The sequence below is a fragment of the Maricaulis sp. genome (assembly GCF_048269565.1).
Classification (GTDB): domain Bacteria; phylum Pseudomonadota; class Alphaproteobacteria; order Caulobacterales; family Maricaulaceae; genus Maricaulis.
The window spans coordinates 1-25,987 of record NZ_JBLXIK010000005.1 but is presented as its reverse complement, the minus strand read 5'-3'; the positions used below and the strand labels follow the sequence as shown (position 1 = coordinate 25,987).

The following is a 25,987-nucleotide window of genomic DNA, read 5'->3' as shown; positions in this document are numbered from 1 at the left end:
GCACATGTTCGCCGGGGCTGGACCGGCCAATTTAAACAAGTATCACTGGGTCATGCAAAATCCACTGGAGCTCAATGCCGACGAGCGCGCCGTCCTCGATTGGGTCGATACGCGCAGCGATTCCATGATCGAGACCGTCAAGACCTGGTCCGCGATCAATTCGGGTAGCCGCAATCCGGAGGGGCTTGAGCGCATGCGCGCCTGCCTCGAGACGGCCTTTGGCGAGCTGGATGATGCCAGTATCGAGGCCGTGGAGCTGAAGCCGTCGACAGTGGTGGAGCCTGATGGCCGGGTCCACGAACAGCCCTACACCCCGTCCTTTCGCTGCCGCATCCGGCCGCAGGCGCCGATCCGCATCGCCATGACCGGGCATCACGATACGGTCTTCCCGGTCTCCAGCGCCTTCCAGTCCACGAGCTTGTGGGACGCCGACACGCTCAACGGGCCCGGCGTGGCCGACATGAAGGGCGGCATCCTGGTGATGTTGCACGGCCTGCTCGCCCTGCAGCGCTCGCCCTGGAAGGACCAGATCGGCGTCGACGTGCTGATCAGTCCTGACGAGGAGATCGGCTCGCTCGGCTCGGCGCCGGTGCTGGCGGAGATCGGCGCCCGTGCCGATATCGGCATGACCTATGAGCCGGCGCTGGCCGATGGCTCGCTGGCCGGTGCCCGCAAGGGCTCGGGCAACTGGTCGCTCAAGCTGACGGGGCGCGCTGCCCATGCCGGGCGCGAACATCATCTCGGACGCAATGCGCTGGCCGCGGCCTGTGCCTTCGGCCTTGAACTCGACAGCCTCAATGGCCGGCGCGAGGACGTGACCTTCAACCTCGCCCGCATCGATGGTGGCGGCCCGCCCAATGTCGTGCCCGACAATGCGGTCGTGCGCTTCAATATCCGGGTCAAGACCGATAATGACCGCATCTGGGTGCTGGCCGAACTCGAGCGCCTGCTCGACATGGTGCGTATCCGCGACGGCATCGCTGCCGAGCTCCATGGCGGTTTTACCCGTCCGCCCAAGCCGATGAGCCCGGCCAACGCCAGGATGTTCGAATGGACCCGTGCCGCCGGTTCAAGCCTCGGCCTGGATATTCGCTGGCAGGATACGGGCGGGGTCTGCGAGGGCAATAATCTGTGGGCGGCGGGCTGTCCGAATGTCGATACGCTCGGCGTGCGCGGCGCCGATATCCATTCGGACCGCGAGATCGTCAAGCTGTCCAGCTTTGCCGAACGCGCCAAGCTTTCGGCCGTGATGCTGATGAAATTTGCCCAGGGCCGGTTTGATGCGCGCGAGGCGCGGGCCCTGGTTCAACAACAAGACTGACAGGTCGGGGGATACCATGCTGATCGTACGCGCCGCCAAGGCGACTGATATTGATGCGCTGAGCCGCCTCGCCGACGAGGCCGGCACCGGCTTCACCAGTCTGGCCGTGTCGCGCGATGTGCTGGCAGAGCGGCTGGAAAAGTCCGAAGCCGCCTATCACGCCGCTGCGGCGGGTCAGACCGAAGACACCTACCAGCTGATGCTGGAAGACACCGAAAGCGGCCATATCGTCGGCTGTTCGGCGGTCAAGGCGATGGTCGGCGTGTCAAAGCCCTATTGGGACTTCAAGATCATCACCATTGCCCAGCACTCGGTCGATGCCCAGCGGCGCTTCGATATGGATGCGATGCTGCTGGTCAATGATTTCGCCGGCTCGACCGAAGTTGGCACGTTGTTCGTCTCCGAGGCCGGGCGCGGCGGCGGGGCCGGGCGCCTGGTGGCCCAGTCGCGCTATCTGCTGATGGCCGCCGCACCGGAGCGATTTGGTGAGAAAGTGCTGGCTGAATTGCGCGGTGTCGTGCTCGATGACGGCTCCTCGCCTTTCTTCGACCATGTCTCGCGGCCCTTCTTCCACATGGATTTCGATGAGGCCGACCGTCTGAGCGCCTCGACCGACAACCAGTTCATCCTCGATCTCGGTCCGCAGCATTTGATCTATGTCGATCTGTTGCCGCCCGCCGTGCGCGAGGTGATCGGCCAGACCCATCGTGATGGCGCCGGGGCGATGAATCTGTTGCGTTGGGAAGGCTTTCACTACGACAAGTATGTCGACATTTTCGATGGGGGCCCGCTGGTCTCGACCTGGACGGAGAATATCCGCACCCTGCGCGAGAGCCGTGTGGTGACCGTGCGCGCCGCGACTACGGCCGGCGGCGTCGAGGGCATATTGTCGACCGACCGGCTGGAGGATTTTCGCACCTGTCCGGTCGAGGCCGTCGATGATGGCGACGTGCTGGGCATCTCTTATGAGGTGATGCAGGCAATGGATTTGCGAGACGGAGAGCGCGCCCGTTTCTGGCGCCGGCAGAGGTAGAATCATGAATTTCATCAATGGAAACTGGAGCGACGGCCAGGGCGCCGCCTTCACCTCGACCAATCCGGCCGACGAAAGCCTGGTCTGGAAGGGCGCTGCCGCCAGTGCCGCCGAGGTCTCCGAGGCCTTCGCCGCCGCACGCGCGGCCTTCCCGGCCTGGGGCCGGGCCGCACTGTCGGAGCGGATTGAAGCGGTCCAGCGCTACAAGGCCGAGCTGGAGAGCCGCAAGGACGAGCTTGCCGATCTGATCGCCCGTGAAACCGGCAAGCCCCTGTGGGAAACCGCCGGTGAAGTCGGCGCCATGATGGGCAAGGTCGATATCTCGATCGCCGCCCATGCCGACCGGACCGGCGGCTATGAAGCCGACACCGCTTTCGGCTTTGCCCGCATGGCCCACAAGCCGCTCGGTGTGATGTTTGTGCTCGGGCCGTATAATTTCCCCGGCCATCTGCCCAATGGCCATATCATCCCCGCCCTGATCGCCGGCAATACCATCGTGTTCAAACCGTCTGAGATCACGCCCGCAGTGGGTGAGGCCATGGTCCGCGCCTGGGACGCCGCCGGCCTGCCGGCCGGGGTGCTGAACATGGTCCAGGGCGCGCGTGAAACCGGCGCCGCGGCGCTGGACAATGCCGAACTCGACGGCGTCTTGTTCACCGGCTCCTGGGGCACGGGCAAGTTCATCCACGAGAAATTCGCCGGCCGCACCGGCATCCAGCTGGCGCTTGAGATGGGCGGCAATAATCCGCTGGTGATCTGGGATGCGGCCGATGCCCGCACCGCCGCCAGCATCGCCGTGCATTCCGCTTTCATCACCGCTGGCCAGCGTTGCTCCTGTGCCCGCCGCCTGATCGTGCCGCGTGGTGAGCACGGCGATGCCGTCATCGCCGCCATCGTCGATTTCGCCGACCGGCTGACGATCGGCAAATGGAATGACGCGGTTCAGCCTTTCATCGGCCCGCTGGTCTCCGCCCGTGCCGCCCAGGGCGTGCTCGATGCCCAGCAGGCGCTGATCGCGCTGGGCGCCAAGCCGTTGCGCAAGATCGAGCGCACCGCCCTTGGCGATGCCTTCCTGCGCCCCGGCCTGCTTGATGTCACCGGCATCGACGTGCCTGACGAGGAAGTGTTCGGCCCCATGCTCCAGGTGACGCGTGTGGCCAGCTTCGAGGATGCTGTGCTGGCGGCCAACAATACCGCCTATGGCCTCTCCGCAGGCCTGGTGTCTGACAGCCGCGATCTGTGGGAGCGTTTCTGGGTTGAGAGCCGCGCCGGCATCGTCAACTGGAACCGGCCGACCTGCGGCGCGGCCTCCAACATGCCGTTCGGCGGACCGGGCCAGTCGGGCAATCTGCGTCCGAGCGCCTATTACGCCGCCGATTATTGCGCCTTCCCGGTCGCGACCCAGGCCGCACCGGAGCCGGAGTTCATGGCGATCAAGGGCGTCGACTGACGTCAGAAGGGGCCTTGGCCATGACTGCGATTGAAGCCAATTTCGACGGGCTTGTCGGGCCGACGCACAATTATGGCGGCCTGTCCGAGGGCAATCTCGCCAGCGCCCGTAGCGAGGGGCTGGCCTCTTCGCCGCGTGAAGCAGTGCTGGAGGGCATCGCCAAGATGAAGGCGCTGGCCGATCTCGGTCTGGTCCAGGGTGTGATGCCGCCGCATGAACGGCCCTTCCTGCCGCTCCTGAAGACGCTCGGCTTCTCCGGCAGCGATGCCGCGATCATCGAACAGGTCGGGCGCGAGGCACCGCATCTGCTGCGCCGGGCGAGCTCGGCCTCGGCGATGTGGGCGGCCAATGCCGCCATGGTCTCCCCCTCGGCCGACAGCGGCGATGGACGCGTGCATTTCTCGCCGGCCAATCTGATGACCACAGGCCACCGCGCCATCGAGGCGCCGCAGACGCGCCGCGCCCTGGCGCGAATTTTCGCTGACAGCGAGCGCTTCTGCGTCCACGACCCCTTGCCCTACCAGTCGGACTTCGCTGACGAAGGCGCGGCCAATCATGTCCGCCTGTGCGAAAACCATGGCGCTGCCGGGGTTGAATTGCTGGTCTGGGGCCGTGATGCCGCGACGAGTTATGACGGCCGCTTCCCGGCGCGCCAGACGCGCCAGTCCTGCGAGGCGATCGCCCGCCGTCACCGCCTCGACCCGGCCCGCACCGTGCTGGTGCAACAGGCACGCACTGCCATCGAGGCCGGCGCTTTCCATAACGATGTGGTTTGCGTCGGGACCGGGACCTGCCTGTTCTATCACGAGCAGGCTTTCGAGGATCGCGACGGCGCCCTTGCCGCGATCCGGCAGGCCGCCGAGGGGCTGTTTGAGCCGGCCTTCGTGGAAGTGCCGGCCAGCGAGGTCTCGCTGGACGATGCCATCACCTCCTACCTGTTCAATTCGCAATTGCTGCAAATCCCGGGCGAAGATCGGCTTGTCCTGCTGGCGCCCGAAGAGACGCGCGAGAATGCCGCCACCCGGGCCTATTGCGACCGGCTGGTCGCGGGCAATGGTCCGATCGGTGCCGTGCGTTTCGCTTCGGTGCGGCAATCGATGCGCAATGGCGGCGGCCCCGCCTGTCTGCGGCTGCGCGTGGTGCTGACCGACGCCGAACGACACGCTCTGTCAGGCAATGTGCTGATGACACCGGCCCTGTTCGAGGCACTGAACGCCTGGGGCAACAAGCATTATCGCGACACCCTGTTGCCGGCGGATCTGGCTGATCCGAACCTGCTGGTCGAGAGTCGCGAGGCGCTTGATGCCCTCACGGCATTGCTCGGTCTGGGCGCAGACTTCTATCCGTTCCAGCGTGGCTGACCGATTGTTCGCAAAGATATAGGCACAGCAGCCCCGAATCAGGTTGTCATCCCGGCGCGTCAATCACGGTCGGGACGGGGAGTGTTTGTGAGCCAGGTGATTCCATTCATATTGCTTGATGATGATCCCGATGAGCATTTCCTGTTCCGGACCGATCTCGAGGATGCCGGCTTTGATCTCGACATTCACTGTTTCACCCGGCCGGACGACGCGCTCGGGCACTTGTCGGCTCATCCTGGCGGTCCGGTGATTGTGCTGACCGATATCGGCTTGTCGGGCGCTGATGCCATCGACTTCATTCGCCGGATTGCCACGGGCATTCCCGAAGCGGTGATCGGTGTTTATTCCGGGGCGCAAAACCCGGATACGGACGCAGCCTGCCGTAAGGCCGGGGCCAGCTTCTACATCGTCAAACCGATCTCCGGCAGCAAGCTGGAGGACGTCATTGCGGGACATGCGACGCTTGCGATCGAAACCCTGGCTGATGGCCGTCGCCGGCTAGTTCCTGCCTAGAGTGCCTTGGCCTTGCCCAGCAGGCCGCCGGCGAGGGCATATTCCTGGGTGCCGCGGCTATAGACCTTGTCACCTTCGACAATTTCGGTCGGCTTGAGTTCCGGCTGGCCACGCAGGCGTTGATAGATCGACTCGAAATCCTGATAGGTCGCCTCCATCAACTCCTGGAAACTGTCGATCACGAAATAGCTCTGCTGGAAATCATCATAGCGATAGTCCGTGCGCATGATCCGCTCGATATCGAAATGGATGCGATTGGGCGAACGGGCCTCGAGACTGAAGATCGACTCGGCGCGCGAGGAGACAATGCCGGCCCCGTAGATGCGCCGTCCCTCGGGCGTGTTGATCAGGCCAAACTCGACTGTGTACCAGTAAAGGCGCGTGATCTGCTGGATGGCGTCAAAGCCGATCGAGCGCAGCCCGCCGCGGCCATAGGCGGCCATATAATCGGCAAAGACCGGCAGGCTGAGCAGTGGCACATGGCCGAAGACATCATGGAAGATGTCGGGCTCGGGTAGATAGTCGAGCTTTTCGCCATCACGTATGAAACGGCCGGAAACGAAGCGCCGGTTGGCGAGGTGCTCGAAGAACTCCTTCTCAGGGATCAGGCCGGGCACGGTGACCACAGTCCAGCCGGTGAGCTTCTCCAGACGTTCATTGACGCGCCGGAAATCGGGAATGCCGCCTTCATTCAGGTTGAGCAATTCCAGACCCTTGAAGAATTCCGGCACCGCGCGTCCGCCGAGGATCTTCATCTGGCGCTCGTACAACGTCGTCCAGATGGCGTGTTCCTCGCTGGTATAGCGATCCCATTTCTGTTCGATCGTGAAGTCTGCGGCCGGAGTCTGTTCGGCGACGACCGGGTCGTTGACGGGCATGGCGGTTGTCCTGATCGCGAGTAGTTTCGTTTGTAACCAAATATACGCCGCATTGCCCGCCGGTGAAATGCCTGATTTGCACCGCGCACCAGATCGCAAAACGCCGCCCCCGGTGACGGGGACGGCGTTGTCGCAATTCAGCTCTGGCAGGGATGGATCAGTCAGTGCAGAGCAGGTCGACCAGCGGCGCACACTGGCCGTCCCGGCATTCCTGGCCGGCACCGATATACCAGGTGCGGGCGCGGGAATAGCGGTCAACCGAGAAGTGGGCAGCGCGGCTATAGCCGGCAGACCGGCAGACCCGCCGCGCCACTTCCTCGTCACAAAAGCGGCCACCGGCGCCGAGGCAGTGATCGACGCCCATGCCGTTCACTTCCGGACGCGCGAAGAATGCCGCGTCAACACCGCGGATGCCGCCGCGCACATTCATGCCGCGGTCACCGCCTGGTCCGGGATAGCCGGCGCCGCCGCCCGGGCCAGGATAGCCGCTGCCCGGCTGGCCATAGGTGCCATCGACCCGGCGCAGCGAGGAAATCGTGTTGCGCAGATAGTAGCGCGTCAGGTCCTCGACACTGTCGCCTTCGAAATACTCGCAGCGACCGCGATAGTCGGCATGCTCGCACGCCTGCCAGGTTTCGCCGCGGGCAACGGCGAGACTGTCGGCGCGGTCATTGAAACCGATCCGGTCGAGATCAGGATTGCTCTGCTGGATGTCGACGCGCTGGCCGGTGAAGTTCTGGCCATCAAACAGCCAGACCCCGTTTCGTGGCTGCGGTCCGTAACTACCGCCTGAGCCGCCTGGATAGCCGTTATAGTCAGGCGCGGCCGACGAGATCCGGCCGGCCAGGCCGCCGCGGATCGTGGGGAGGTCGCCATCGACCTGCATGCAGGGGGCGCCGTAATTGGCGTCGTCACAGATGCGCCAGCTACTGCGGCCGCTGTGGCGGATCGACTGTGTGGCGTCGTTGAAACCAAGGCGTGAAAGATCGGCCTGGGCTTCGTTGAGCACGACCGCGCGGCCTGTGAAGTTGGGGCCGGAATAGAGGGTCAGGCTATTGCCGCCCGGCCGGCCGCCATGCCCGGATTGCACCGCGACCGGACGCAACGCGGTATAGATATTGTCGTAGCGGCCCAGACCGGCTTCATTGCCCGTATAGGTGAAGCAGCCACCATTATAATTGGAGTCGACGCACAATTCCCATTGCCCCGAGACGATGCGGATGGAGCTGGTGCGGTCATTGAAACGCATTGCGGACAGGTCGCTGACCGCGCGATTGATGGTCAGGCTCTGGCCCTGGAAATTCGGCTGATCGTAGAGAATAATTTCCTGGGCGCTCGCGGCGCCAGCCGTGCCTGCAAGCACGAGGGCGGCCATGGCAGCCAGTCGGTAACGTATCGTCATCGTTGGTCTCCGTCGGATAGGAATGACAAGTGTACTGCGAGAAGCTTGCCGCAGGGAAGCTGAACCCCGTTTCACCGGGCGATTCATTTGGGGTTCAGGGGCGCAGGCCGCATGGTCGGGTGACGCGGGCGGCGCCGATGCACCGCCCGCGCACCCTGCTACCGCCCGTCATTTCCGTCATCGCTGCCATCGTCCGGCTCCGGATCCCGGGTCTGACGTCCGCGATCGAACAGGCTGCGCAGCAATTGCTCCGCTGGGTCCTCAGCGGTTGCCGGCGCGTCGGGATCCGTGCCGGAGCCGGTATCGGTTTCGACACCCAGCGCGTTCAGCAGAGTATTGCGGATCGCATCCTCCGGGGACGAGGCCTCGCCTGATGAGCCGCCCAGTGCATTGCTGATCGCACCGGTCAGCAGGGCCTGGCCGACCGCTTCTGTATCGACGCCGACCGAGACATTGTTGAAGGTGCCGCGAATCCGCACCGGCACGGTGATGCCCTGCAGGTCGCGATCACCGCCCTGGCCCTGGATCGAGGCGACGGCGCGTGGCTGCAGCCGGTAATCGATCGTCTGGTCAGGCAGATTGGCCCAGCCGGAGCCGGTAACGCGCAGCAGGGGGCTGAGCAGCAAGAGGTCCTGATTGCTCAATCGGCCAGCTGTGGCGGTGAAGGTGCCGGTCAGTGCCGAGAAGTCGGTTTCAGCGCTCTCGCCCGTCGCGGCCGGCGTTTCCGAATCGGTGGAGGTGGCATTGCTGCTGCCCGACAGGAAGCTGCTCACATTGCGAATGGTCTGGGCGATATTGATCCCGGTGATCGCGCCCTCGGCGAAGCTGAACTCGCCGCTTCCGGCGAGACTCTGCATGATCGCAGCCTGGCTCCGGCCCGAGGCATTGAAGGCGAAGTCCACAGCCCCGGTCCCGCGCAGGCGGTCAAAACCGGCGACGGCGTCAAGGAAGGGCTGGGCGTCGAGCCCGCTCAGGTCGGCACGCAATGAATAACTCGGCGTTGAACGGCGGGCATTGACCACGACCGAGGCCGAGCCACTGCCCTCATACAGCGAGATTTGCGTCAGATTCGCTTCCATCCGGCTGTTGACCAGTTGCAGGCGCAGGCTGGCATCGCTGACCTCGATATCGCGGAATTTGAGCAGACCCACGGTCAGACGCAGATCGGCATCAACCAGGCCAAGTCCGGCGAAATCGAACGGGGCCTCGCTCCAGGGCTGGAGGCCGGCTGCATTGGCCGGCGTCTCGGCCGGAGTTTCCGGCAGGAACGGGGTCACATCAACGGTCGCAAGTGTGAGCGCGCCGCTCAGCGCCGGGCGTGCCGCGTCGAGATTTATCGCTACATTGCCGGACCCGGACACGTCATCGAGCCGGATGGCATCGGCGGTCAGGGCAATGTGTTGCGGGTCTCCGGCGATCTGGCCCGAGGCGCTGAAGCGGCGCAGGCTGTCGCCTGCGGGCATGTCGACGCCGGCGAAGGCGGCCAGATTGCGGATCGATGGCACCGTCGTGCTGAAGCCACCTTCCATAGACAGGTCGGAGGACTCACGGAAATGGCCGTCGAAATGTGCAGTGACCAGATTGCCGCCGAGATCGACCAGAAGCCCGGTCTGCCGGCCTTCGAAGAAATCGCGCAGCGAGGCGATGCGGGTGCTGAAGACGATACGCTCGCCATCGGCATTGAGCGAGCCGTCAAGCTGGATAGGCCCGTCCAGTGACGGCATGCTGGTTACGAGATTGAGGCCCGAAATGTCGTGGCTCTCGCTGCCATCGCTATAGCTGATATAGCCATTCTCGATCCGGACATCGCCGAAGCTGGCTTCCAGGGGCAGGGCACCGGGGCGGCGGAAGCCGTCCGAACTGGCTGGTGCGGGTGCCGGTGCCTCGGTCAGCGTCCAGTTATTGCGCGTGCCGCGTTGTTGCAGGCGGATGGTCGGGTCGATCAGCACGAATTCGGCGATCTCGATCCGGCGCTGGAGCAGGGGTTGTAATTTCACCGCAACCCGCATCTCGCCCATTTCCGCCAGTGGCGCATCACCGAAACCCTCGGCATTGGCGATTGAGACCGTGCTGGCGCGAACCTCGATCCGTGGCAGCAGGCTGAGATGCAGCTCGCCGTCCAGGGTGATGTCGCGATGCAGGGCCTCGCTCGCCGCCAGCTGAACGCGCTCGCGATAGACCGAGGCCGGGATGACGAAGGGCAGAATGATCGCTGCGCCGATGACGAGAACGATCAGCACGAAGATGACTTGCAGCAGGCGTGTCATGGGACGGGACTCCGGACCGGGTTGTACTGGGCGCCAGCCCGCCGGTCCGAAGTGCGATTTCGGGCAAGACGGTGGCAAGCGACTGGGATAGTCTTACGGTTAATTGGCCAAAAACCGAAGAGGGAGTTGGGGGTGATGACCGGAAAATCCATGACATTGATGCGACGCCGCGAGATTCTGATCGGACTGGCGGCCGGGACCATGATCCCGTTCGTCTCCGGCTGCGCCGAAAATGCGGCGCTCGGGCGCACACAATTGATGCTCATTTCAGACAGTCAGCTCATGCAACTGTCGGCCCAGGCCTGGCAGGAAAGCGTGCAGCGCGAGCGCGTCTCGCGTGATCCGGCCTATACCCGGCGGCTGCAGCGCGTCGGCGAGCGCATTGTTCGTGCTTCCGGCCAAACCCATCTCGACTGGGAATTCGTGGTGTTCGATAGTGACACCGTCAATGCTTGGGTGCTGCCCAATGGCAAGGTCGGCTTCTACAAGGGTATTCTCGACCTGATGGAAACAGACGACCATGTCGCGACCGTGATGGGGCATGAAATCGGCCATATAGCCGGACGCCACTCGGCCGAGCGTGCGAGCCAGCAAATGGCGGCCCAGGTCGGGCTCAGCCTCGTCACATCGGCGCTGAACAGCAATGCCGACATCGCCTATAGCGACCAGCTCGGGGCAGCGCTGGGCATGGGGGTCAGTCTCGGGATTATCCTGCCCTATTCGCGTCAGCACGAGTATGAGGCCGACCGGCTGGGGATCGATTACATGGTCGCTGCCGGCTATGATCCGCGCCAGGCCATCGATTTCTGGCTCGCCATGTCGGCCACACACCAGGGCGGTCAGCTGGAATTTGCCTCGACCCACCCCTCCGACGAGCATCGCATTGCCGCGATGCGTGAACACATGGCCGCGCGAGGCTATGTCTGAGGCTGGCTGAAGCGCGCCTGTAAATGGGCTGATTGCATGGTTGCCACCGCCCGGCGGTGGCGCTAGTTTCCCGCGCCTTACGCCCTGTCCAACAGGTGCGTACCCGGTGCCGCCTTAGCTCAGTTGGTTAGAGCGCTAGAATGTGGATCTAGAGGTCCCCCGTTCAATTCGGGGAGGCGGTACCATTTTCCTCCAGGCATGGTTTTGCTTCAGCCGCGGGTCGTCCCTCTCGCCGCCGGGTAACCTGTCTGGCTGCGCACTTCGTCGGTGATCTCCGGAGAGACGACCTTGTCGGCATTGGCCTCCAGGAATGTGATCAGCGCGGGCAGAGGCATAGCCTTGGCGAGGACATAGCCCTGGGCCCAGTCGCAACCCATCAGTTTCAGCAAGGCGAGGGAATCGAGCGTCTCGACGCCTTCGGCGGTCATTTCCAGACCCAGCCCGTGCGCGAGGTCAGAGGTCGACTTGACCAGCATCCGGTCGCGTTGCGAGGAGGCCATGTCGGTGACAAAGGCGCGATCCAGCTTCAGCTCATGGCTCGGCAGGGTCTTGAGATAGGCGAGCGAAGACAGGCCGGATCCGTAGTCATCAATAGCCAGCTTGATTCCGGCCGCCGCCCATTTTCCGAGATTCTCCAGCGCCCGTTCCGGGTTCTGCATCGCCGCGGTTTCCGTCACCTCGAAGGAAATACGACCGGCGCGCCGGCTGGCAATACGCAGGGCCAGGGTCGCGAAATCGGGATCGGAGATCAATGAGCCGGATATATTCACCGCCAGGCTGATATCATGCCCGGCCTTGCGCAGGATTTCCTGGTCGCGGACAACCTGCTCGATCGACCACAGCGTGAATTCACGAATATGTCCGGTCTCTTCGGCCAGCGGAATGAAGGTGTCGGGCGCGCGGGGGCCGTGGTCTGAATCGGTCCAGCGGCACAGGGCTTCGGCCGCGTGGTAGCGCCCCGATGCCAGGTGTAGTTTCGGCTGGTACTGCATCGCCATGTCGCCATTGCGCGTGGCGGCGATCATGCGGCTCATCAGCGTCAGATTCTGGTCCGGGTCGCCAAAGCGGACGGCGTCGAAGATCGCCGCTGTGCTTGAGGTTTCGCGCGCCTGGTCGACGGCGATGATCGCATTCTTGACGCAGTCCTCGCCGACCGTGCCGGCATACAGCCCAGCGGTGACCGCGACGTCGATATCGACGCCATCCACGGTCACCGGGTTGTTGAAGCAGCGTCGAATCCGCTCCGCCGCCGGCAGAACCGCATTGGCGTCGGAAACCGCAATGACGATGCCGAGCGTATCCGGACCGAGCGAGGCGACCATCTCTGCACCCAGATTGGCGCGAATCCGCTCGGCCATGGCCAGTTTCAGCTGCGCAGAGCGGGCGAAACCGAGCGCGATCTTGAGGTGCTTGAACCGTTCGATGCCGAGGGCAATCAGCGTCACCGGATGACCGGCATCCATCGCCAGTCCGGCGATCGCACGCTCGACCGCCGGGCGCGAGGGCAGGCCGGTCTCGATATCTTCGTAGAGCGCCTTTTCGAGCACCAGCTGGCGCTCGCGCGATGTGCGGTGGCGGACATAGATCAGCAGCAGCACAACGAGGGCGCAAACCAGCATGGCACTGACGCCAGTCAGGCGTTGCCGGGCCTGGGAATTGGCCAGCTGCAGGTCCTGCTGCGAGCCCTCCAGGCGCAATTGCTCGATGCGCATGTTCTGCTCGGCATAGTCGAACTGGGCCGCCAGCAGGCTGGTATTGGCAGAGGCCGCCACCTCGCGGGCCTCGTCATCGAGACGCTTGAAGGCATGCAGGTGTGGAACGGCTTCGCTCCACAGCGTCAGCGCCTGGTAGATGGCGGCTGCGGTCGCATGGAACTCCCTGAAGCTCTGGGTCGTATCGCTGAGGGAAACGCCGTCGAATGTGTGCGCAATTTCCTCGCGTGCGCGCTGCAGGTTGCCGCGCTCATAGGAAATCTGCGCCCGCGTACCCCACAGGAACCGGCTCCATTCATTGCTGGTCGAATCGCCGATGATGGCGAAGGCTTCGTCAATCGTGCCGCTGGCCGCTTCAAGCTCGCCGAGCGCGACCTGGAGCGAAGCGGTATTGTTCAGAATCCGGGCCTGCAAGGTTGAGCTGCCCATGTCTTGCGCCAGCCGGCGCGCGCGCTCGAAGTGCTCGAGCGAAACCCGATACTGGCCGAGCTCGCGATAGGTATTGCCGAGATTATTGTTGGCCGACAGGTCGAGCGCCGGGTCGCCGGGATGGCGGTTCATGGCATCGATATAATAGCTTTCGGCGCGCCGGTAGCGGTGGGCGTCATTGTAAATCGATCCGATGGACTGCAGCACGATCGACTCGCTGCGCGTATCACCGATTGCGCGGTAGACCTGGTAGGCCCGCTGGTAGTTTTCGAACGCCCGACCGTATTCGCTGGTGACCTTGTCGATGCGGCCCAGGGATACCAGAATGTCGGCGAACAACTTGGTCGGTGCAGGATCGGGCCCGAGGCGTTCCAGGGCTTGTTGCGCGATCGGCCTGGCCTCAATCGGCCGTCCGAGCCGGGTTACGGCTTCCGCGTGCAACCAGCCGACGGTCGCGAGGTCCAGGTCGGATTCGCTGGAGGGCGGGCGCGCTGCGAGCAGGGCCTCGGCCGTGGCGATATGCGACAGCGCCAGGTTCGGATTGGCCATCATATTGGCGCGTGCGGCGGCGATTTCGGAGTCGAAGGTAATGAGCTCGACGCTCGCCGTCTCGATCTCGGGTTCGAGTGTCTGTACCGCCGCGGCCGGGCTGGCCAGGAGGACGAGGGCACTGAGTGCGCTTGCCGGAAGACGCCAGATGATCATGACGTCACATCCCGGGCCGGGGTGATTGCGGGGCAGCTGGTTTCGTTGACGCGGGGCATTTCCAATCCTGACAACGGCTGGTTCGATCTCGTTTCGCTATCAAGTTGCAGGAAAAAGATTAAATTCGCGCGAATATGCCGGCGCGCTGACCGGCAGACGCAGACGATCGGCCGGCAGCTCCCCTTTGTGGCTGCCAGGCAAGTGCCGCCGCCCCCGTAGCGGGCGCGGCGGCAGGATGCGCAAATTGTGGGCTCGCGTTGGCGACGGTCAGAATTCGAGACGGAACCGCGCGCCCGTGGCCATGCCAGCCACGTCCTGGGCCGAAGTCTCGCCCGCCAGTTCTGCCCGGGTGAAGAGGCTCATGTCCGCACGCCCGTCAAACAGTGGCATGGCATAGAGGAGCTCCGCATAGAGCGGACGCTGGCCCCCGAGTTCCCACAGCTGCAGATCGGTCCCCAGTTCCCCGGTGGTGCGATCGACGACCATGGTCGAGCTGTATTGGAGCGCGCCGGACTCCACGTGCAGCGGCTGGATCAGACTGAAGCGGATCGCGTCCCGGGCACCCAGAACACCATCGCGCCGGGCCGTCAGCTGGAAGGCGCTCGAAACGGTGCCGTCGGGCAGGCTCAACAGGGAATCGTCGAAACCGGCAGCACGCGTTCGGGCCAGCGTGGCCGAACTGCTCAGGGTCACCGCGAGGGGCAGACGCGCCTCGGCGCCGACCGTCAGCGCGTCGGTCGTGGCGCCGCCTTCCAGGCCGAGAGCATCGCTGCCTTGCGCGCCGAGCAGGCCGGTGGCCTCCTGCAGCGCGGTATAGCTCAGTTGCAGGGTCAGATCCCGGTGGACCTCATGGCTGACGCTGGCGAGGATGGCGGTGGCCTGGTAGCTGGCTATACCCTCGACCAGGGCCTGTTCCTCGCCGCTGAACGGATTGATGAACACATGCTCGTCCTGTGAGGTCGTGACCCCGAGGGCAAGGCGGGTGCGGCTGCCGAGCGAAACGGTCGACATGGCGTAGGCACCGCCTGAGGCAAAGCCGAGCACGGGATTGACGCCGCCGGTTTCCGGGCGGTGATCGGAGAACAGACCGAAGCCGTCCTGTCCGTTCAGCGCCATCGCGCCTTCGCCGGAACCGATGCGCATTTCGCGTCCGGTTTCAGTGTCGCGAAAGCTGAGGCTGATCTGGTAGGGCAGGGCGCTGGTGGTGACCGGCGCGCGCGGATCAGACGCTGCAGCAATGCTGGTGATCTGGAAGCGGCCATCGGGCGAAAGCTGCTGGACCGTTTCGCCGGCATCATTGAACCGCCGCCCATTGACCAGCCACCAGGTGCGTTCTCGCAAATAGGTTTCGGCATTGGCGCGCGCGTTCCGGTCGCGGCTGGAATCGTCGAACATCAGGTCGGCAACCGAAATTTCGAAATCGCGATAGGTGTCGCCGATCGGCTCGAACACCGTGACGGTGTTGTCGTCCGGCGAGCGGAATGACAGCCGGCCGCTGGCCAGAGAAAGCACGTCAATCGAGCGTTCGCGGTAATGCCTGCTGCGTCCCCGGCCGCGATGCGAGCGTTCCAGGTGCACCAGATCCGACATGTCGAGCGGCGACATGGCGGCATCGATATCCAGCAGGCCCCAGCCATAGACCTCATCCACCCCGGGGGCGCCGAGGTCCTCGGCCGAGAACAGCAAAAGGTCTGCCACGTTTTCTGCTTCGAGCCAGCTCCAGCGACCGAGCACAAGCGCGGCCGCGCCGGTGACCAGCGGTGCCGAGAAGGACGTGCCTGTAACCCGCGTCACATCGCCCTCGCCATCAGAGGCGAGCAGGAGTTCTCCGGGGGCGACCAGGAAGCGGTCCATCAGCCGGTAGCCGCTCTCGCAACGTCCGCGCACGGTCAGGCACGCTGTGCCGGGGCGGTTGGAGAAGGACGAGATTTCACCATTGGGGTCGACCGATCCGACGATCAGAAGGTTCTCCACCGTCCGGACCCCGGTCCAGTCGAGGTCCGTGGTTTGGGCCTGCCCGTCATTGCCGGCGGCTACGACCAGAAGGGTGTCACGGGTGGCGCGCGCGACCTCCCGGTCGCTGAAAACGCGGCCCCACTCCTGGTGCAGGGTCCAGCCGGGAATGCCCAGTGACAGATTGATGATGTCGGGGTTGGATTCGGCGAGGCTCAACAGACCGGTGCGCACTTCATCCCAGTTTGTGCTCATCGTCTCGTCGAAGGGATCATAGGTGCTGAAGTCAGCGTTTGGAGCGACTCCCATGATGCCCTGGCCATCATGAGCAGCGCCGATCAGGCTGGCGACAGCGGCGCCATGATTGAAGACAGGATTGCGGACCGCCAGCGAGCGGACACCCAGGACCTCATCCTGCTGGAAGGAGAAGTCGAGCAATCCAACCATGACGCCATCGCCACCGCCGGTCGCCTGGGACAGGGCCGGAGACCAGTTGACTGCCGCCATCCAGTGGTCGACCCGGTCGGTGCCGGAGAAATTCATCAGGCCATCATAGAAGGCGAGGAAGAAGGCCGAGCGTTGTTGAGCGGAAACCCGTTCGAGCGAATCGGGATCGGTAGGGTCGATGCCGTAGCGTGCCAGAATCGCCTGCAGGAAGTCCCGGCGGAAGGACTGCCCGGTTTGCGCCTCCACGGCGGCCCCGAAGACCGCTTCGGCCTGCCCAAACAGGGTTTCCAGCTGGGCGGCGAGGGTGGCAGCGTCGCCGGTGAAGGGATCGATATCACCCCAGAAGGCATTGATGTCGCCCCACAGTGGCCCGACCTCACCCCAGAAGGCGCCGATATCGCCGTAGAATGGGTCGATGTCGCCATGGAAGGGGTCAATGTCGCCGTGGAAGGGGTCGATGTCGCCCCAGAAGGCGCTGATATCGCCGTTGAATGGATCGATATCGCCCCAGAAAGGGCTGATGTCGCCCCAGAAAGGTGAAATGTCGCCATAGAAGGGATTGATGTCCCCGTGGAACGGGTTGATGTCGCCGTGGAAAGGGTCGATGTCCCCGTGGAAGGGGTCAATATCGCCGCTATAGGGCAGGATGAATTCCGATTCCGTGCTCGCCGTCGTGTCGTCCCGATCACCCAAGGCGAAGGCGGCGGGGATGAGGAGCGAGCCCACGGAAGTCGTGAGCAGCAGCGTGGCGGATGTGCGCAGCAGGAAGTTCTTCATGTCGACCCCGTTCTGTAGATTGCCCCGTTCTGGACCGATCATGCCGGTTTATGTGTAACGTTCGCCTAACGAGGATGGTTAATGGGTGGTCAAGTCGCAGAGTGGTTTACCGGCACTTGTGTTGGGTGGGCAAATGCGCGCTTTTACGGAGGCGGCCGCCGGGCCAGGGAGCGGACAAATCCGGCTGAAGCCCCGGCCGCGGCGGTGATTGTCAGTCCTGCTCGTCCGGGGATGCGGCGCTGTCGCCTTCCTCCTCGGCGGCGCGTTCTTCGATCAGAACGCGCGCAGCCTCCACACTGTCGACGGGTTCAATCGTTTCAATGAAACAGCGACCATCGTCCCGCGTGTACACATATTCGAGGAAGGGTGTGTAGAGCGTCGTGGTGGAGGGGAAGCTCAGGCCGACCTCGACCCCGCTGCGCAGTCCATGGCAAGGATTGCGCAGGGTCACCAGATAGTGGTGCCGTGGCCCGCCCTCAAGGATCATGTGTTGGTTGTCGATCACGCTGTAGCCGCTGATATTGACCAGGCGGATGCGTTCGGCCGCGGATGGGGCGCTGAATGCCAGCGTTCCGGCCACGGCGGCCAAGACTGCAAAATGAAAACGACTCATCTCCTGCTTCCTTTTGAGTGACCTTCAATCCAGAGTAGCACGATTTCGCGACCCCGGAACTCAATTATCGTTAACGCGCGGTTAGGCGTGAAGCCCCGATGCTGGAAATCGATTCGATTCAGCAAAATTGCGGAGATCTGACGTGGTCAGCCCGATTGAAATTAGCCAGCAGGACTCCACGACGCGGTTGATCCGCCAGGCGGCGCAGGAAACCGGCACCGATTTCAACTTCCTGCTGCGCACCGCGGCACGGGAGAGCAATTTTGACGCGACCGCCCAGGCATCGACCTCGAGTGCCGCCGGCATGTACCAGTTCATCGAGCAGACCTGGCTGGGCGTCATGCAACGCCATGGTGCCGAACACGGCCATGGCGATGCGGCGCAATCCATTGTCCAGGGCGAGAATGGCCGCCTGACCGTTGCTGATCCGGCGGAGCGCGAGCGTATCCTCAATCTGCGATTCGAGCCGGAGACGGCGGCGCGCATGGCCGGCGAGCTTGCGGCGGAGAACGCGCAAGTTATTCAGTCGCGCCTGGGCCGGCCGGCCTCGGGAGGCGAGCTCTACGCGGCCCATTTCCTTGGTGCCAACGGTGCGGCAGGCCTGATCGCAGCGGCCGAACGATCGCCGGAAATCCGCGCCGACGAGTTATTCCCGCAGGCGGCCCAGGCCAATCGACCCATTTTTTTTGATGGCAACCGCGCCCGTTCTGCCAGCGAAGTCCTCGCCTCGCTGACCGGAGAGCGTCCGGTGGTCAACCTTGCTGCGGTCGTGTCCGACCCCTTGATGGCGTCCAGGCCGGCATCAGGCCTGCCCTCAGGCCGCTATTCAGGGGCCCTTAATCCGGGGAGCCATCGGGTCGGGGATGGCGAATTGTCACCGGCGCTGGTCGAGATTCTGGCATCGCTTGATGCGCCGGCCTCGGCGCGGACGCGCGAAACCTGAACCGGCGGGCGCGGCGGCAAGCTTTCATTAAGCATGTCGGCGTTAGATTTCATTAAGGTCTGAAAGAATTCGGGAAAACCATGAGTGTCGTCGCGCTGCGTAATCGCCTGACAGAAACCGATGTTCGCCGTCTGGTGCGCGGGGAGACGGCAGAGGACCGTGCCCTGGCCGCGCGCAAGATCTGTCACCGCATTGACGCGGCCAGCCTGACAGATGTCGAGCGCGCAGCGGCCCGGGACATTCTAGACGTAATTGCCCGCGATGCGGCCGAACTGGTGCGCCGCGCCATGGCCGTCACGCTGCGCCAGTCCCCGAACCTGCCTCACGATATCGCGCTGAAGCTGGCCGATGATGTCGACTCGGTGGCGGCACCTGTCCTGTTGTCATCGCCTGTCCTGACTGACGAAGATCTGATCGAGATCCTGCACTCGGCGAGCTCGGCCAAGCTTTGCGCCGTCGCGGCGCGCGATCAGGTCTCGGCCATTGTCGTGCATGAAATTCTGGATTCCATGGACGAGAAGGCCGTCGGGATTGCCGCCTCCAATGATGGGGCTGATTTTGATGAAGCCGCCTACCAGCGCGCGTTCAGCGAGTTTTGCGAGTGCCAGCCTGTCATGGACGCCTTCGTGGCCCGTTCGCACCTGCCGCTCGACATTACCGAGCGCCTGATTTCCCACGTTAGCGACCAGGCCCTGAACCGTCTGGTCAAGAACCATGCCCTGCCGCCACAAATGGCTGTCGAGATTGCGGAGGGCGCGCGCGAACGCGCGACCATCGATCTGGTCGACCAGGCCGGCCTTGCGCACGATCCCAAGCATTTCGTGCAGCAATTGCGCCTGAACAGCCGGCTGACGCCGTCACTGATCCTGCGTGCATTGTTTCGCGGGCATGTGGTGTTTGTCGAACATGCCTTTGCCGAATTGTCCGGCTTGCCACATGCCAAGGCCTGGCTGCTGGTCCATGATGCCGGTCCGCTGGGCTTGCGCGCGATTTATGATCGCACCGGCATGCCGCCACGGCTTTACCCGGCGATCCGGGCTGGTCTGGACGTTTATCATGCCACGGAAATGCCGCATGACGGCGAGAGCCGCGAGCATTTCCGCCGTGTCCTGGCCGAGCGGGCCATCACGCGGTTCCAGGGCATTCCTGAAGACGATCTGGATTACATGCTGCGGCGGTTCGCCGAGGACGCTCAGCCCCTGGCCGCTGCCGGCTGAGCCTCGTCCTTCCAGGGCGCCGCGAAGGCGGTCGCCATCACTTCGAGTTCATCAGCCAGTTCAGCCGCGACCGGATCGCTTGTGTCGCGGATATTCTGCACCAGTGCCGCGCGGATGGCATTTACATGCGCCAGAACCAGTGCGACCGGTGCCACCTGGCGTTTCTCCGGCATGTCGATGATTTTGGTCATCGATGAGGCCAAGCGGGTGATGATCGGGAACTCATAGGTCGAACCGAGGCCGCGCAGGTCATGGGCCCGGATGAAGAGGTCTTCGCCCTCCTGGCCCTTCAGGCCGGCCTTGCGGACGATCGCGGCCGATTCCTCGAGCTTCACCACTTCGTCCTCCAGCCAGAGCGCGAAGTCGGACCGCATGTCGTTGAGGGCATTCTCTGCCTTCTCGATCAGATGCAGGTCGGCCGCACCGATCGGGCCGCCGACCTTGATTTGCAGCATGTTGGGCGCTGCGATCATCTCGACGTCGGGATTGTGTTTGGCCATGGGTGAGATCCTCTTAATGGGAAGCTGTGAGTTGCGCGGCCGGAACTGTCTGGTCCGTGCGGTCGGCCATGCGGCGTTCGGGGCCGACATAGGTGTCGCATTCCACGATATTGTGCTCTCCGGTGAGCACGTCGCGCAGGCAGCCGGCGAGCGCCGCTGCGGTGACGGGTTTGATCAGGAAGGCATTGACGCCGGCCCGGCGGGCCTGGCGGATGCGGTCGGTATCGGCATAGGCGGTCAGCATGATCACGGGCAGGCCCGGGCAGGGGCTGGTGAGCGGCGAGCGAATGCTGCTCACGAGGTCAATGCCGTCACGCGGCTTCATCTTCCAGTCGGTGATGACCAGGTCGACCGGTTGCGATTTCAGAAGTTCGAGCGCCTGCGTCACGGTTCCGGTCTCCGTGACCCTGGCACAGCCGAAGGCCTGCAGCGAAACCCTGAGGACGCCGCGCAGTGCCGCGTTGTCGTCGACGACGAGGACGCGGGTTTGGGACAGGATGTCTTCGAGCGCCATAGTCATTGTCTCGCGGAGAGAGGTCCGAACTCAATTACCATGCGTCACTGTAGCGCGGGGTGCTTAACGGCCCCCTAAGCAGGCCTAACTTTCGAACTGTTCCGTGAGGATGCGCTCGGCCAGGTCGCGCCCGCGATCGAACAGGATTGTAAGGGTCACATCGCTGGCTTCCACGACATCGACGCGGACAATTTCACGAAATTCCTGGTTGTCGGCGACGGCATGAACCGGTCGCAAGCGCGGTTCGACGATTTCGAAACCGACCTTGGCGGTGTGCGGCAGCAGGGCGCCGCGCCAGCGCCGCGGCCGGAAGGCGCTGATCGGCGTCAGCGCCAGAACCTTGGAGTCGAGGGGCAGAATCGGGCCGTGCGCGGAGAGATTATAAGCGGTTGAGCCCGCCGGGGTGGCGACGAGCACGCCGTCTGCCTGCAACTCGCCCATACGGTCGCGGCCATCGATCTTGATGCGGATTTTCGCGGTCTGGCGCGTTCCGCGCAGCAGCGAGACCTCATTGATCGCCAGGGCCTGGAAGGGATGACCGTAGACATCTTCGCCGGTGGCGCGCAGCGGGTGAAGCCGGGCTTGTTCCGCATCGGCGAGCCGGGCAAGCAGGTCATCCTGCCGGAACTCATTCATCAGGAAGCCGACCGAGCCGAAATTCATGCCGTAGACGCTGGCGCCGGTCCGCAGTGCCGCGTGCAGGGCGTCGAGCATCAGGCCGTCGCCGCCAAGGGCGACGATAATGTCCGCCTCGTTGAGCGGAACATGACCATATTGCGCTTCAAGCCGTGCCTTGGCGGCCTTGGCGTCAGGTCTTGGGCTGGCGAGAAATGCAAGGGAAGGGGGCAAGGGAGCGTCCGTTATGACCGGCGCCCATTCAAGACCTGCTTCCGAGCTGACGCAAGACTGTGGCAGCTTTATCCGGACCGTACATCCGGAACACATTGGCGGCCGCGTTCATGGCCTCGCCTTCGAGCTGTTGATGCATGCGCCCGGTCCGCTGCAAGGCCCGGTGGACGGTCGGGTAATCGGTCCGGTCCAGGCCGCTGGCCTGGCAGGCCATGGCCGCAGCGCGCACACCGCCCATGGTCAGCGCGACGCGCCATTGAGCTGGCGTCAGGCCGCACAGACGGGCGACCGCATGGTCGAAGATCGCGAATTTTCCGGCGCGCAGCGCGGTCAGGGCATAATTGCCCGTGAGGGCCCCCGACTGTTCTGCAGCATCCACGGCCTCGGAGGCTTCGCTGTCGACGCCGGCCGGGGTCGCGTTGAGCGCCGCCTCGACGGCCAGGCCCTCGACATGTTCCTTGTCGAGGCCGAAACGGCGGTACAGGTCCTCGCGCCAGTTCTCCGGCAGCATGATGCATAACTGGGTCGCATAGTCGGCCGAGAGGTCATGCCGGCGCGCGAGGGCCTCGCGCAGCTTCATGTGCTCCCGGGCGACGCCGAGACAGATGTCCAGTGCGGATTCGCTGATCTGGGCCGTGCAGTTGTTGGCCAGCGCCCGCAGGATCACCGCCTCAGCCGGTTTGGCGAGGGCGTCGGTGATGGCGGGGCAGAGATTGGGGCGACTGGCGAGATGCCGCCGGTGGTCTACGGAACCGGTTTCTGCAAGGCTGATCATATCCCGCTGCGTCAGACGCGGGCTCTTGCGGATGACGATGCAAGCCACCTCGATTTCATCGAAGGCGAAGTGCCGGATGGCCGCATGCGGGGCCCATTCGGACGCTGACAGCTTCTCGACCATGGCGATCTTGGTAGGCAGGTCGAGCGTGCCCGAAAGCGTCACCAGCAATTCGCCTGCGACCGGCTCGGCCGTTGGCGACAGCGGTTGCGCCAGGCACATTTCCGTGACGCCCAGCGCAAGCTGACTGCGCTTGGTGGGGTCCCGCAATTGTGCGAGTTGGGCTATAGCTTGTGCAGAGTTGCTGACCATGGACCTGGCATGTGTTGGCTTATTGTTCTGGGTCATTAAGACTGGTTGGCCTTGAAAACTTGTTAATGAGGCTGAGGCCGGAGGCGACTGGCAGTGAAGGATATGTCTGGGCCAATACTCACGGTTGAATATTCGCGGGTGAGAGCTGATACACAAGCAATGGTAGAGTTGCTCGACTGCGAGGACATGCTCATCCAGACCATGGAGGATGTCAGCCCGACCAAATGGCATCTCGCGCATACCAGCTGGTTCTGGGAGACATTCCTGTTGCAGGAGATGCTCACCGGTTATCGGGTGTATGATCCGACCTACAACTTCCTTTTCAACTCGTACTACAACGCGATCGGGGACCGGCATCCGCGTGGGCAGCGAGGGTTTCTGTCGCGGCCAGGCCTGGAGGCAGTGCTGGCCTATCGCCACCATGTCGACGCGGCGATGATGACCCTGCTCGGCGGGCTAGACGAGGCGGAACAGGCGCGCCTGGAACCGGTCGTGCGGCTGGGGCTCGCGCACGAACAACAGCATCAGGAACTCATTCTCACCGACATCAAACATGTGCTCTCTCACCACCCCTTCGCCCCGGCTGCCTGGCCGGCACTGGCTGGTGACACAATGTCTGACGGGGAGCCGGGGGCGTCCTGGGTCGCCTTTGATGGCGGCGTGTTCGAGTTCGGGGCCGAGGGCCTGCCCTTTCAGTTCGACAATGAAGGACCGCGCCACCAGGCCGTCCTGACGCCCTTCGCGCTTGCAGACCGGCCGGTGACCAATGGCGAGTACGCGGCCTTCATCCAGGATGATGGTTATCGCACACCCTCGCTCTGGCTGTCGGATGGCTGGGCTGCGCTCAACGCCGAAGGCTGGCAGGCGCCGCTCTATTGGCGCCGCGACGGGGCCGGGTGGCGCGAATTTACCCTTCATGGCGAGGACACGCCGCATCCGGACGCGCCAGTGGTGCATCTCAGCTTCTACGAGGCGGCGGCCTATGCGGAATGGGCCGGAGCCCGACTGCCCGAGGAGCGCGAGTGGGAATATGCCGCCCGGCAGGCGGCCGGGACGGACGGGCGGTTTGCCGTGCCGGGCCAGGCGGCGCATCCCGGTGTCTCTGCGCCGCAGGACGGCAGGCTGCGCCAGATGTATGGTGGCGTCTGGGAGTGGACGCGCTCGGACTATGCGCCCTATCCACGCTATCGCCCGGCGCCCGGCGCGGTGGGCGAATACAATGGCAAGTTCATGAGCGGCCAATACGTTTTGCGCGGCGGATCGTGTGCAACAGCGGCCGGGCATGTCCGCCCGACCTACCGGAACTTCTTTCCGCCCCGGGCGCGCTGGCAGTTTTCCGGCCTGCGGCTGGCAAAGGACATTTGACCCCGCCGCACAGGCGGCGGATGATTGGAACCATAAAATCGAAAAACCTTGCGGGAGGTAAGAATGGACGACCAAGCGACAATCTCGGTTCAGGACCAGGTTTCGGCCGAGGAATGGAAAGCGCGCTGCGATCTCGCGGCATTGTACCGGCTGGTGCGCATGCACGGGTGGGACGATCTGTTCTTCACCCACATCTCGATGCGGGTGCCCGGCCCGGACGAGCATTTCCTGCTCAATCCTTTTGGCCTGCTCTATGAGGACGTGACCGCGTCCAACCTGGTGAAGGTCGATCTGGAAGGCAATGTCCTGCCGCCGGCGCGCTATGGCATCAATCCGGCTGGCTTCACCATCCACTCGGCCATCCACGCGGCACGCGAGGACGTGCAGGTTGCGCTTCACCTGCATTCCGACGCCGGCGTTGCCGTCGCGGCGCAGAAGGGCGGGCTGCGGCCCATCTCCCAGCTGGCGATGAATGTCTTCAATGATGTGGCCTATCACGGCTATGAGGGCATTGCGCTGGAAGCGGATGAAAAACAACGCCTTGTCGCCGACCTTGGCAGCAAGAACCTGATGATTCTGTCCAGCCATGGAACCTTGTCGGTTGGCGATCACCCGTTTAGCGCGTATATTCGGATTTACCTACTTGAGCGCGCGTGCCGTATTCAGGTCATGGCACAGGCCGGCGGAGAGCTGATCGAATGGGATCAGAAGATGCAGGATCGGGTATTTGGACAATCCTCGGAGATCTCGAGCAACGAGTTCTTCAAGGAAATCGCCTGGGCTGCCTTGCTCGACCGCGTTCGCCGCGAAAGCCCCGGTTTCGATACCTGATCGCGCCGCTGGTGCTGGCTGCAGTCACCGCCCCGGTCGATGCCGGGGCCTGGCCGCAGCCGCGCGGCGAGGGTCTGCTGATCTCCACGACATTGCTTGACCGGGCCGAAGCGGCATTCGACGCTGCTGGTGACCGGCGCGAGGATGGCTATTTCTACAAGGACGAACTGGCGCTGTATCTCGAGTACGGGCTGAGCGAGCGCCTCACCCTGGTCTCGCGCCTGGCCTGGCAGACCGTCGAACGCCGCAGTGGTCCCGATTTCGACAGCGCTCAGGGGTTTGCGGCCACCGAGCTGGGGCTGCGTGGTCTTCTGATGACCGGGGAGCATCAGGTCCTGTCGCTGCAGGCGATGGCCATCTTGCCGGGGGCAGGGGAGAATATCTCCGACCAGCCACTCGGCGATGGCGGCAATGCCTGGGAAGGGCGTCTGCTGTGGGGCACCAGTCTGGGCCGCGACGTCTTCGCCGATGCCCAGCTCGCCTATCGGCGGCGCGAGGATGAGTTTTCCGATGAAGCACGGCTGGATCTGACGCTGGGCTGGCAGCCGCGCCCGCGATGGCACCTGTTTGCCCAGTCGTTTTCAGTCTGGAGCCTCGACGACCCGCGTCCGGGTGTGCGCGAGTTCGAGCAACACAAGCTGCAAGTCTCGATCGGGCGCGAAATCGGCCAGCTGGAATATCATCTCGGCGCCGCCCTGACGCCGGCCGGCCGCAATTCGATCGAGGAACGCTCGGTATTCCTGTCCGTCTGGCGGCGCTTCTAGGTCATGGACTCATAATGTCTGAGCCAGAGTCTGACTGAGACGATGGCGACTGCTGCGAGGAAGTTTCTGGCGAGCTTGTCGAAGCGTGTGGCGACACGTCGGAAGTGTTTGATCTTGCAGAAGTAGCGT

At 63.9% G+C, this 25,987-nt stretch carries 21 protein-coding genes, 1 tRNA gene and 1 pseudogene; 12 read left to right on the top strand and 11 right to left on the bottom strand.

Annotated features, from left to right (window positions below):
• The first annotated feature begins 52 nt into the window (after window positions 1-52).
• The 5 genes from ACN0YL_RS10670 (at window position 53) to ACN0YL_RS10650 (ending at window position 5,678) form a co-directional block, all read left to right on the top strand.
• Window positions 53-1,321: a hydrolase gene (locus ACN0YL_RS10670; RefSeq protein ID WP_417491549.1), complete on the top strand. Its 1,269-nt coding sequence runs from the start codon at window positions 53-55 to the stop codon at window positions 1,319-1,321.
• A 16-nt stretch (window positions 1,322-1,337) separates the two neighbouring features.
• Window positions 1,338-2,354: an arginine N-succinyltransferase gene (locus tag ACN0YL_RS10665; RefSeq protein ID WP_417491550.1), complete on the top strand. Its 1,017-nt coding sequence runs from the start codon at window positions 1,338-1,340 to the stop codon at window positions 2,352-2,354.
• A gap of 4 nt (window positions 2,355-2,358) precedes the next feature.
• A complete protein-coding gene (gene astD / locus ACN0YL_RS10660; protein WP_417497960.1) occupies window positions 2,359-3,804 on the top strand; it encodes a succinylglutamate-semialdehyde dehydrogenase in 1,446 nt (481 codons plus the stop codon).
• Between the two features lie 20 nt (window positions 3,805-3,824).
• Window positions 3,825-5,165, top strand: coding sequence for an N-succinylarginine dihydrolase (gene astB / locus ACN0YL_RS10655; RefSeq protein ID WP_417491552.1), 1,341 nt, complete (start codon window positions 3,825-3,827; stop codon window positions 5,163-5,165).
• A gap of 87 nt (window positions 5,166-5,252) precedes the next feature.
• The gene (locus tag ACN0YL_RS10650) at window positions 5,253-5,678 is read left to right on the top strand and encodes a response regulator (RefSeq protein ID WP_417491553.1); all 426 of its coding nucleotides are present in this window, start codon (window positions 5,253-5,255) and stop codon (window positions 5,676-5,678) included.
• Here the strand turns inward: ACN0YL_RS10650 and phhA are convergent.
• The 3 genes from phhA to ACN0YL_RS10635 all read right to left on the bottom strand — a co-directional run bounded on the left by phhA (window position 5,675) and on the right by ACN0YL_RS10635 (window position 10,225).
• On the bottom strand, window positions 5,675-6,556 hold the full coding sequence (phhA, locus tag ACN0YL_RS10645; protein ID WP_417491554.1) for a phenylalanine 4-monooxygenase: 882 nt from the start codon (window positions 6,554-6,556) through the stop codon (window positions 5,675-5,677). The genes ACN0YL_RS10650 and phhA overlap by 4 nt on opposite strands.
• 157 nt (window positions 6,557-6,713) lie before the next feature.
• Window positions 6,714-7,958 (bottom strand): beta/gamma crystallin-related protein, encoded by a 1,245-nt coding sequence (locus ACN0YL_RS10640; RefSeq protein ID WP_417497959.1) that lies wholly within the window; start codon window positions 7,956-7,958, stop codon window positions 6,714-6,716.
• A gap of 158 nt (window positions 7,959-8,116) precedes the next feature.
• Window positions 8,117-10,225 (bottom strand): AsmA family protein, encoded by a 2,109-nt coding sequence (locus tag ACN0YL_RS10635; protein WP_417497958.1) that lies wholly within the window; start codon window positions 10,223-10,225, stop codon window positions 8,117-8,119.
• Between the two features lie 150 nt (window positions 10,226-10,375).
• Here ACN0YL_RS10635 and ACN0YL_RS10630 point away from each other — a divergent pair, with 150 nt between their 5' ends.
• Together ACN0YL_RS10630 and ACN0YL_RS10625 are read left to right on the top strand one after the other, a co-directional pair.
• A complete protein-coding gene (locus ACN0YL_RS10630; RefSeq protein WP_417491557.1) occupies window positions 10,376-11,152 on the top strand; it encodes a M48 family metallopeptidase in 777 nt (258 codons plus the stop codon).
• A 108-nt stretch (window positions 11,153-11,260) separates the two neighbouring features.
• A tRNA-His gene (locus tag ACN0YL_RS10625) sits at window positions 11,261-11,337 on the top strand.
• A 24-nt stretch (window positions 11,338-11,361) separates the two neighbouring features.
• Here ACN0YL_RS10625 and ACN0YL_RS10620 read toward each other — a convergent pair.
• The 3 genes from ACN0YL_RS10620 to ACN0YL_RS10610 form a co-directional block, all read right to left on the bottom strand.
• Window positions 11,362-13,998 carry an EAL domain-containing protein gene (locus tag ACN0YL_RS10620; protein ID WP_417497957.1) on the bottom strand — a complete coding sequence of 879 codons (2,637 nt, stop codon included), beginning with the start codon at window positions 13,996-13,998 and terminating at the stop codon, window positions 11,362-11,364.
• Between the two features lie 267 nt (window positions 13,999-14,265).
• Window positions 14,266-17,217, bottom strand: a complete 2,952-nt coding sequence (locus tag ACN0YL_RS10615) for a S8 family peptidase (protein ID WP_417497956.1) — start codon at window positions 17,215-17,217, stop codon at window positions 14,266-14,268.
• Window positions 17,218-17,386: 169 nt separating this feature from the next.
• Window positions 17,387-17,788 carry a DUF6491 family protein gene (locus ACN0YL_RS10610; protein ID WP_417497955.1) on the bottom strand — a complete coding sequence of 134 codons (402 nt, stop codon included), beginning with the start codon at window positions 17,786-17,788 and terminating at the stop codon, window positions 17,387-17,389.
• A gap of 142 nt (window positions 17,789-17,930) precedes the next feature.
• On the opposite strand from ACN0YL_RS10610, the gene ACN0YL_RS10605 reads away from it, so the two are divergent.
• Both ACN0YL_RS10605 and ACN0YL_RS10600 read left to right on the top strand, forming a co-directional pair.
• Window positions 17,931-18,731, top strand: a complete 801-nt coding sequence (locus ACN0YL_RS10605) for a hypothetical protein (RefSeq protein ID WP_417497954.1) — start codon at window positions 17,931-17,933, stop codon at window positions 18,729-18,731.
• Window positions 18,732-18,811: 80 nt separating this feature from the next.
• On the top strand, window positions 18,812-19,948 hold the full coding sequence (locus ACN0YL_RS10600) for a DUF2336 domain-containing protein (protein WP_417471204.1): 1,137 nt from the start codon (window positions 18,812-18,814) through the stop codon (window positions 19,946-19,948).
• On the opposite strand, the gene ACN0YL_RS10595 is transcribed toward ACN0YL_RS10600, so the two are convergent.
• The 4 genes from ACN0YL_RS10595 to ACN0YL_RS10580 form a co-directional block, all read right to left on the bottom strand.
• Window positions 19,924-20,448 (bottom strand): Hpt domain-containing protein, encoded by a 525-nt coding sequence (locus ACN0YL_RS10595; RefSeq protein WP_417471202.1) that lies wholly within the window; start codon window positions 20,446-20,448, stop codon window positions 19,924-19,926. The genes ACN0YL_RS10600 and ACN0YL_RS10595 overlap by 25 nt on opposite strands.
• A 13-nt stretch (window positions 20,449-20,461) precedes the next feature.
• Window positions 20,462-20,968 carry a response regulator gene (locus ACN0YL_RS10590; protein ID WP_417497953.1) on the bottom strand — a complete coding sequence of 169 codons (507 nt, stop codon included), beginning with the start codon at window positions 20,966-20,968 and terminating at the stop codon, window positions 20,462-20,464.
• 78 nt (window positions 20,969-21,046) lie between these two features.
• Window positions 21,047-21,811, bottom strand: coding sequence for an NAD kinase (locus ACN0YL_RS10585; RefSeq protein ID WP_417491562.1), 765 nt, complete (start codon window positions 21,809-21,811; stop codon window positions 21,047-21,049).
• A gap of 28 nt (window positions 21,812-21,839) precedes the next feature.
• On the bottom strand, window positions 21,840-22,898 hold the full coding sequence (locus ACN0YL_RS10580) for a DUF2336 domain-containing protein (RefSeq protein ID WP_417497952.1): 1,059 nt from the start codon (window positions 22,896-22,898) through the stop codon (window positions 21,840-21,842).
• Between the two features lie 102 nt (window positions 22,899-23,000).
• Between ACN0YL_RS10580 and egtB the strand changes: the two genes are divergently transcribed.
• The 3 genes from egtB (at window position 23,001) to ACN0YL_RS10565 (ending at window position 25,858) form a co-directional block, all read left to right on the top strand.
• Window positions 23,001-24,263, top strand: a complete 1,263-nt coding sequence (egtB, locus tag ACN0YL_RS10575; RefSeq protein WP_417498092.1) for an ergothioneine biosynthesis protein EgtB — start codon at window positions 23,001-23,003, stop codon at window positions 24,261-24,263.
• 63 nt (window positions 24,264-24,326) lie between these two features.
• Window positions 24,327-25,094 carry a class II aldolase/adducin family protein gene (locus ACN0YL_RS10570; protein ID WP_417471195.1) on the top strand — a complete coding sequence of 256 codons (768 nt, stop codon included), beginning with the start codon at window positions 24,327-24,329 and terminating at the stop codon, window positions 25,092-25,094.
• 11 nt (window positions 25,095-25,105) lie between these two features.
• Entirely contained in the window at window positions 25,106-25,858 is a 753-nt protein-coding gene (locus ACN0YL_RS10565) for a hypothetical protein (RefSeq protein WP_417497951.1), read from the top strand.
• Here ACN0YL_RS10565 and ACN0YL_RS10560 read toward each other — a convergent pair.
• Window positions 25,855-25,987, bottom strand: a pseudogene (locus ACN0YL_RS10560) (IS5/IS1182 family transposase); the annotation flags it as partial. The gene ACN0YL_RS10565 and the pseudogene ACN0YL_RS10560 overlap by 4 nt on opposite strands.

What these genes read in the sequence shown, in the direction of transcription:
- ACN0YL_RS10670 (WP_417491549.1), top strand. Translation starts at nt 53, where the DNA reads ATGCAAAATCCACTGGAGCTCAATGCCGACGAGCGCGCCGTCCTCGAT.
- ACN0YL_RS10665 (WP_417491550.1), top strand. Translation starts at nt 1,338, where the DNA reads ATGCTGATCGTACGCGCCGCCAAGGCGACTGATATTGATGCGCTGAGC.
- astD (WP_417497960.1), top strand. Translation starts at nt 2,359, where the DNA reads ATGAATTTCATCAATGGAAACTGGAGCGACGGCCAGGGCGCCGCCTTC.
- astB (WP_417491552.1), top strand. Translation starts at nt 3,825, where the DNA reads ATGACTGCGATTGAAGCCAATTTCGACGGGCTTGTCGGGCCGACGCAC.
- phhA (WP_417491554.1), bottom strand. Translation starts at nt 6,556, where the DNA reads ATGCCCGTCAACGACCCGGTCGTCGCCGAACAGACTCCGGCCGCAGAC.
- ACN0YL_RS10640 (WP_417497959.1), bottom strand. Translation starts at nt 7,958, where the DNA reads ATGACGATACGTTACCGACTGGCTGCCATGGCCGCCCTCGTGCTTGCA.
- ACN0YL_RS10635 (WP_417497958.1), bottom strand. Translation starts at nt 10,225, where the DNA reads ATGACACGCCTGCTGCAAGTCATCTTCGTGCTGATCGTTCTCGTCATC.
- ACN0YL_RS10630 (WP_417491557.1), top strand. Translation starts at nt 10,376, where the DNA reads ATGACATTGATGCGACGCCGCGAGATTCTGATCGGACTGGCGGCCGGG.
- ACN0YL_RS10620 (WP_417497957.1), bottom strand. Translation starts at nt 13,998, where the DNA reads ATGATCATCTGGCGTCTTCCGGCAAGCGCACTCAGTGCCCTCGTCCTC.
- ACN0YL_RS10615 (WP_417497956.1), bottom strand. Translation starts at nt 17,217, where the DNA reads ATGATCGGTCCAGAACGGGGCAATCTACAGAACGGGGTCGACATGAAG.
- ACN0YL_RS10610 (WP_417497955.1), bottom strand. Translation starts at nt 17,788, where the DNA reads ATGAGTCGTTTTCATTTTGCAGTCTTGGCCGCCGTGGCCGGAACGCTG.
- ACN0YL_RS10600 (WP_417471204.1), top strand. Translation starts at nt 18,812, where the DNA reads ATGAGTGTCGTCGCGCTGCGTAATCGCCTGACAGAAACCGATGTTCGC.
- ACN0YL_RS10595 (WP_417471202.1), bottom strand. Translation starts at nt 20,448, where the DNA reads ATGGCCAAACACAATCCCGACGTCGAGATGATCGCAGCGCCCAACATG.
- ACN0YL_RS10590 (WP_417497953.1), bottom strand. Translation starts at nt 20,968, where the DNA reads ATGACTATGGCGCTCGAAGACATCCTGTCCCAAACCCGCGTCCTCGTC.
- ACN0YL_RS10580 (WP_417497952.1), bottom strand. Translation starts at nt 22,898, where the DNA reads ATGGTCAGCAACTCTGCACAAGCTATAGCCCAACTCGCACAATTGCGG.
- egtB (WP_417498092.1), top strand. Translation starts at nt 23,001, where the DNA reads ATGTCTGGGCCAATACTCACGGTTGAATATTCGCGGGTGAGAGCTGAT.
- ACN0YL_RS10570 (WP_417471195.1), top strand. Translation starts at nt 24,327, where the DNA reads ATGGACGACCAAGCGACAATCTCGGTTCAGGACCAGGTTTCGGCCGAG.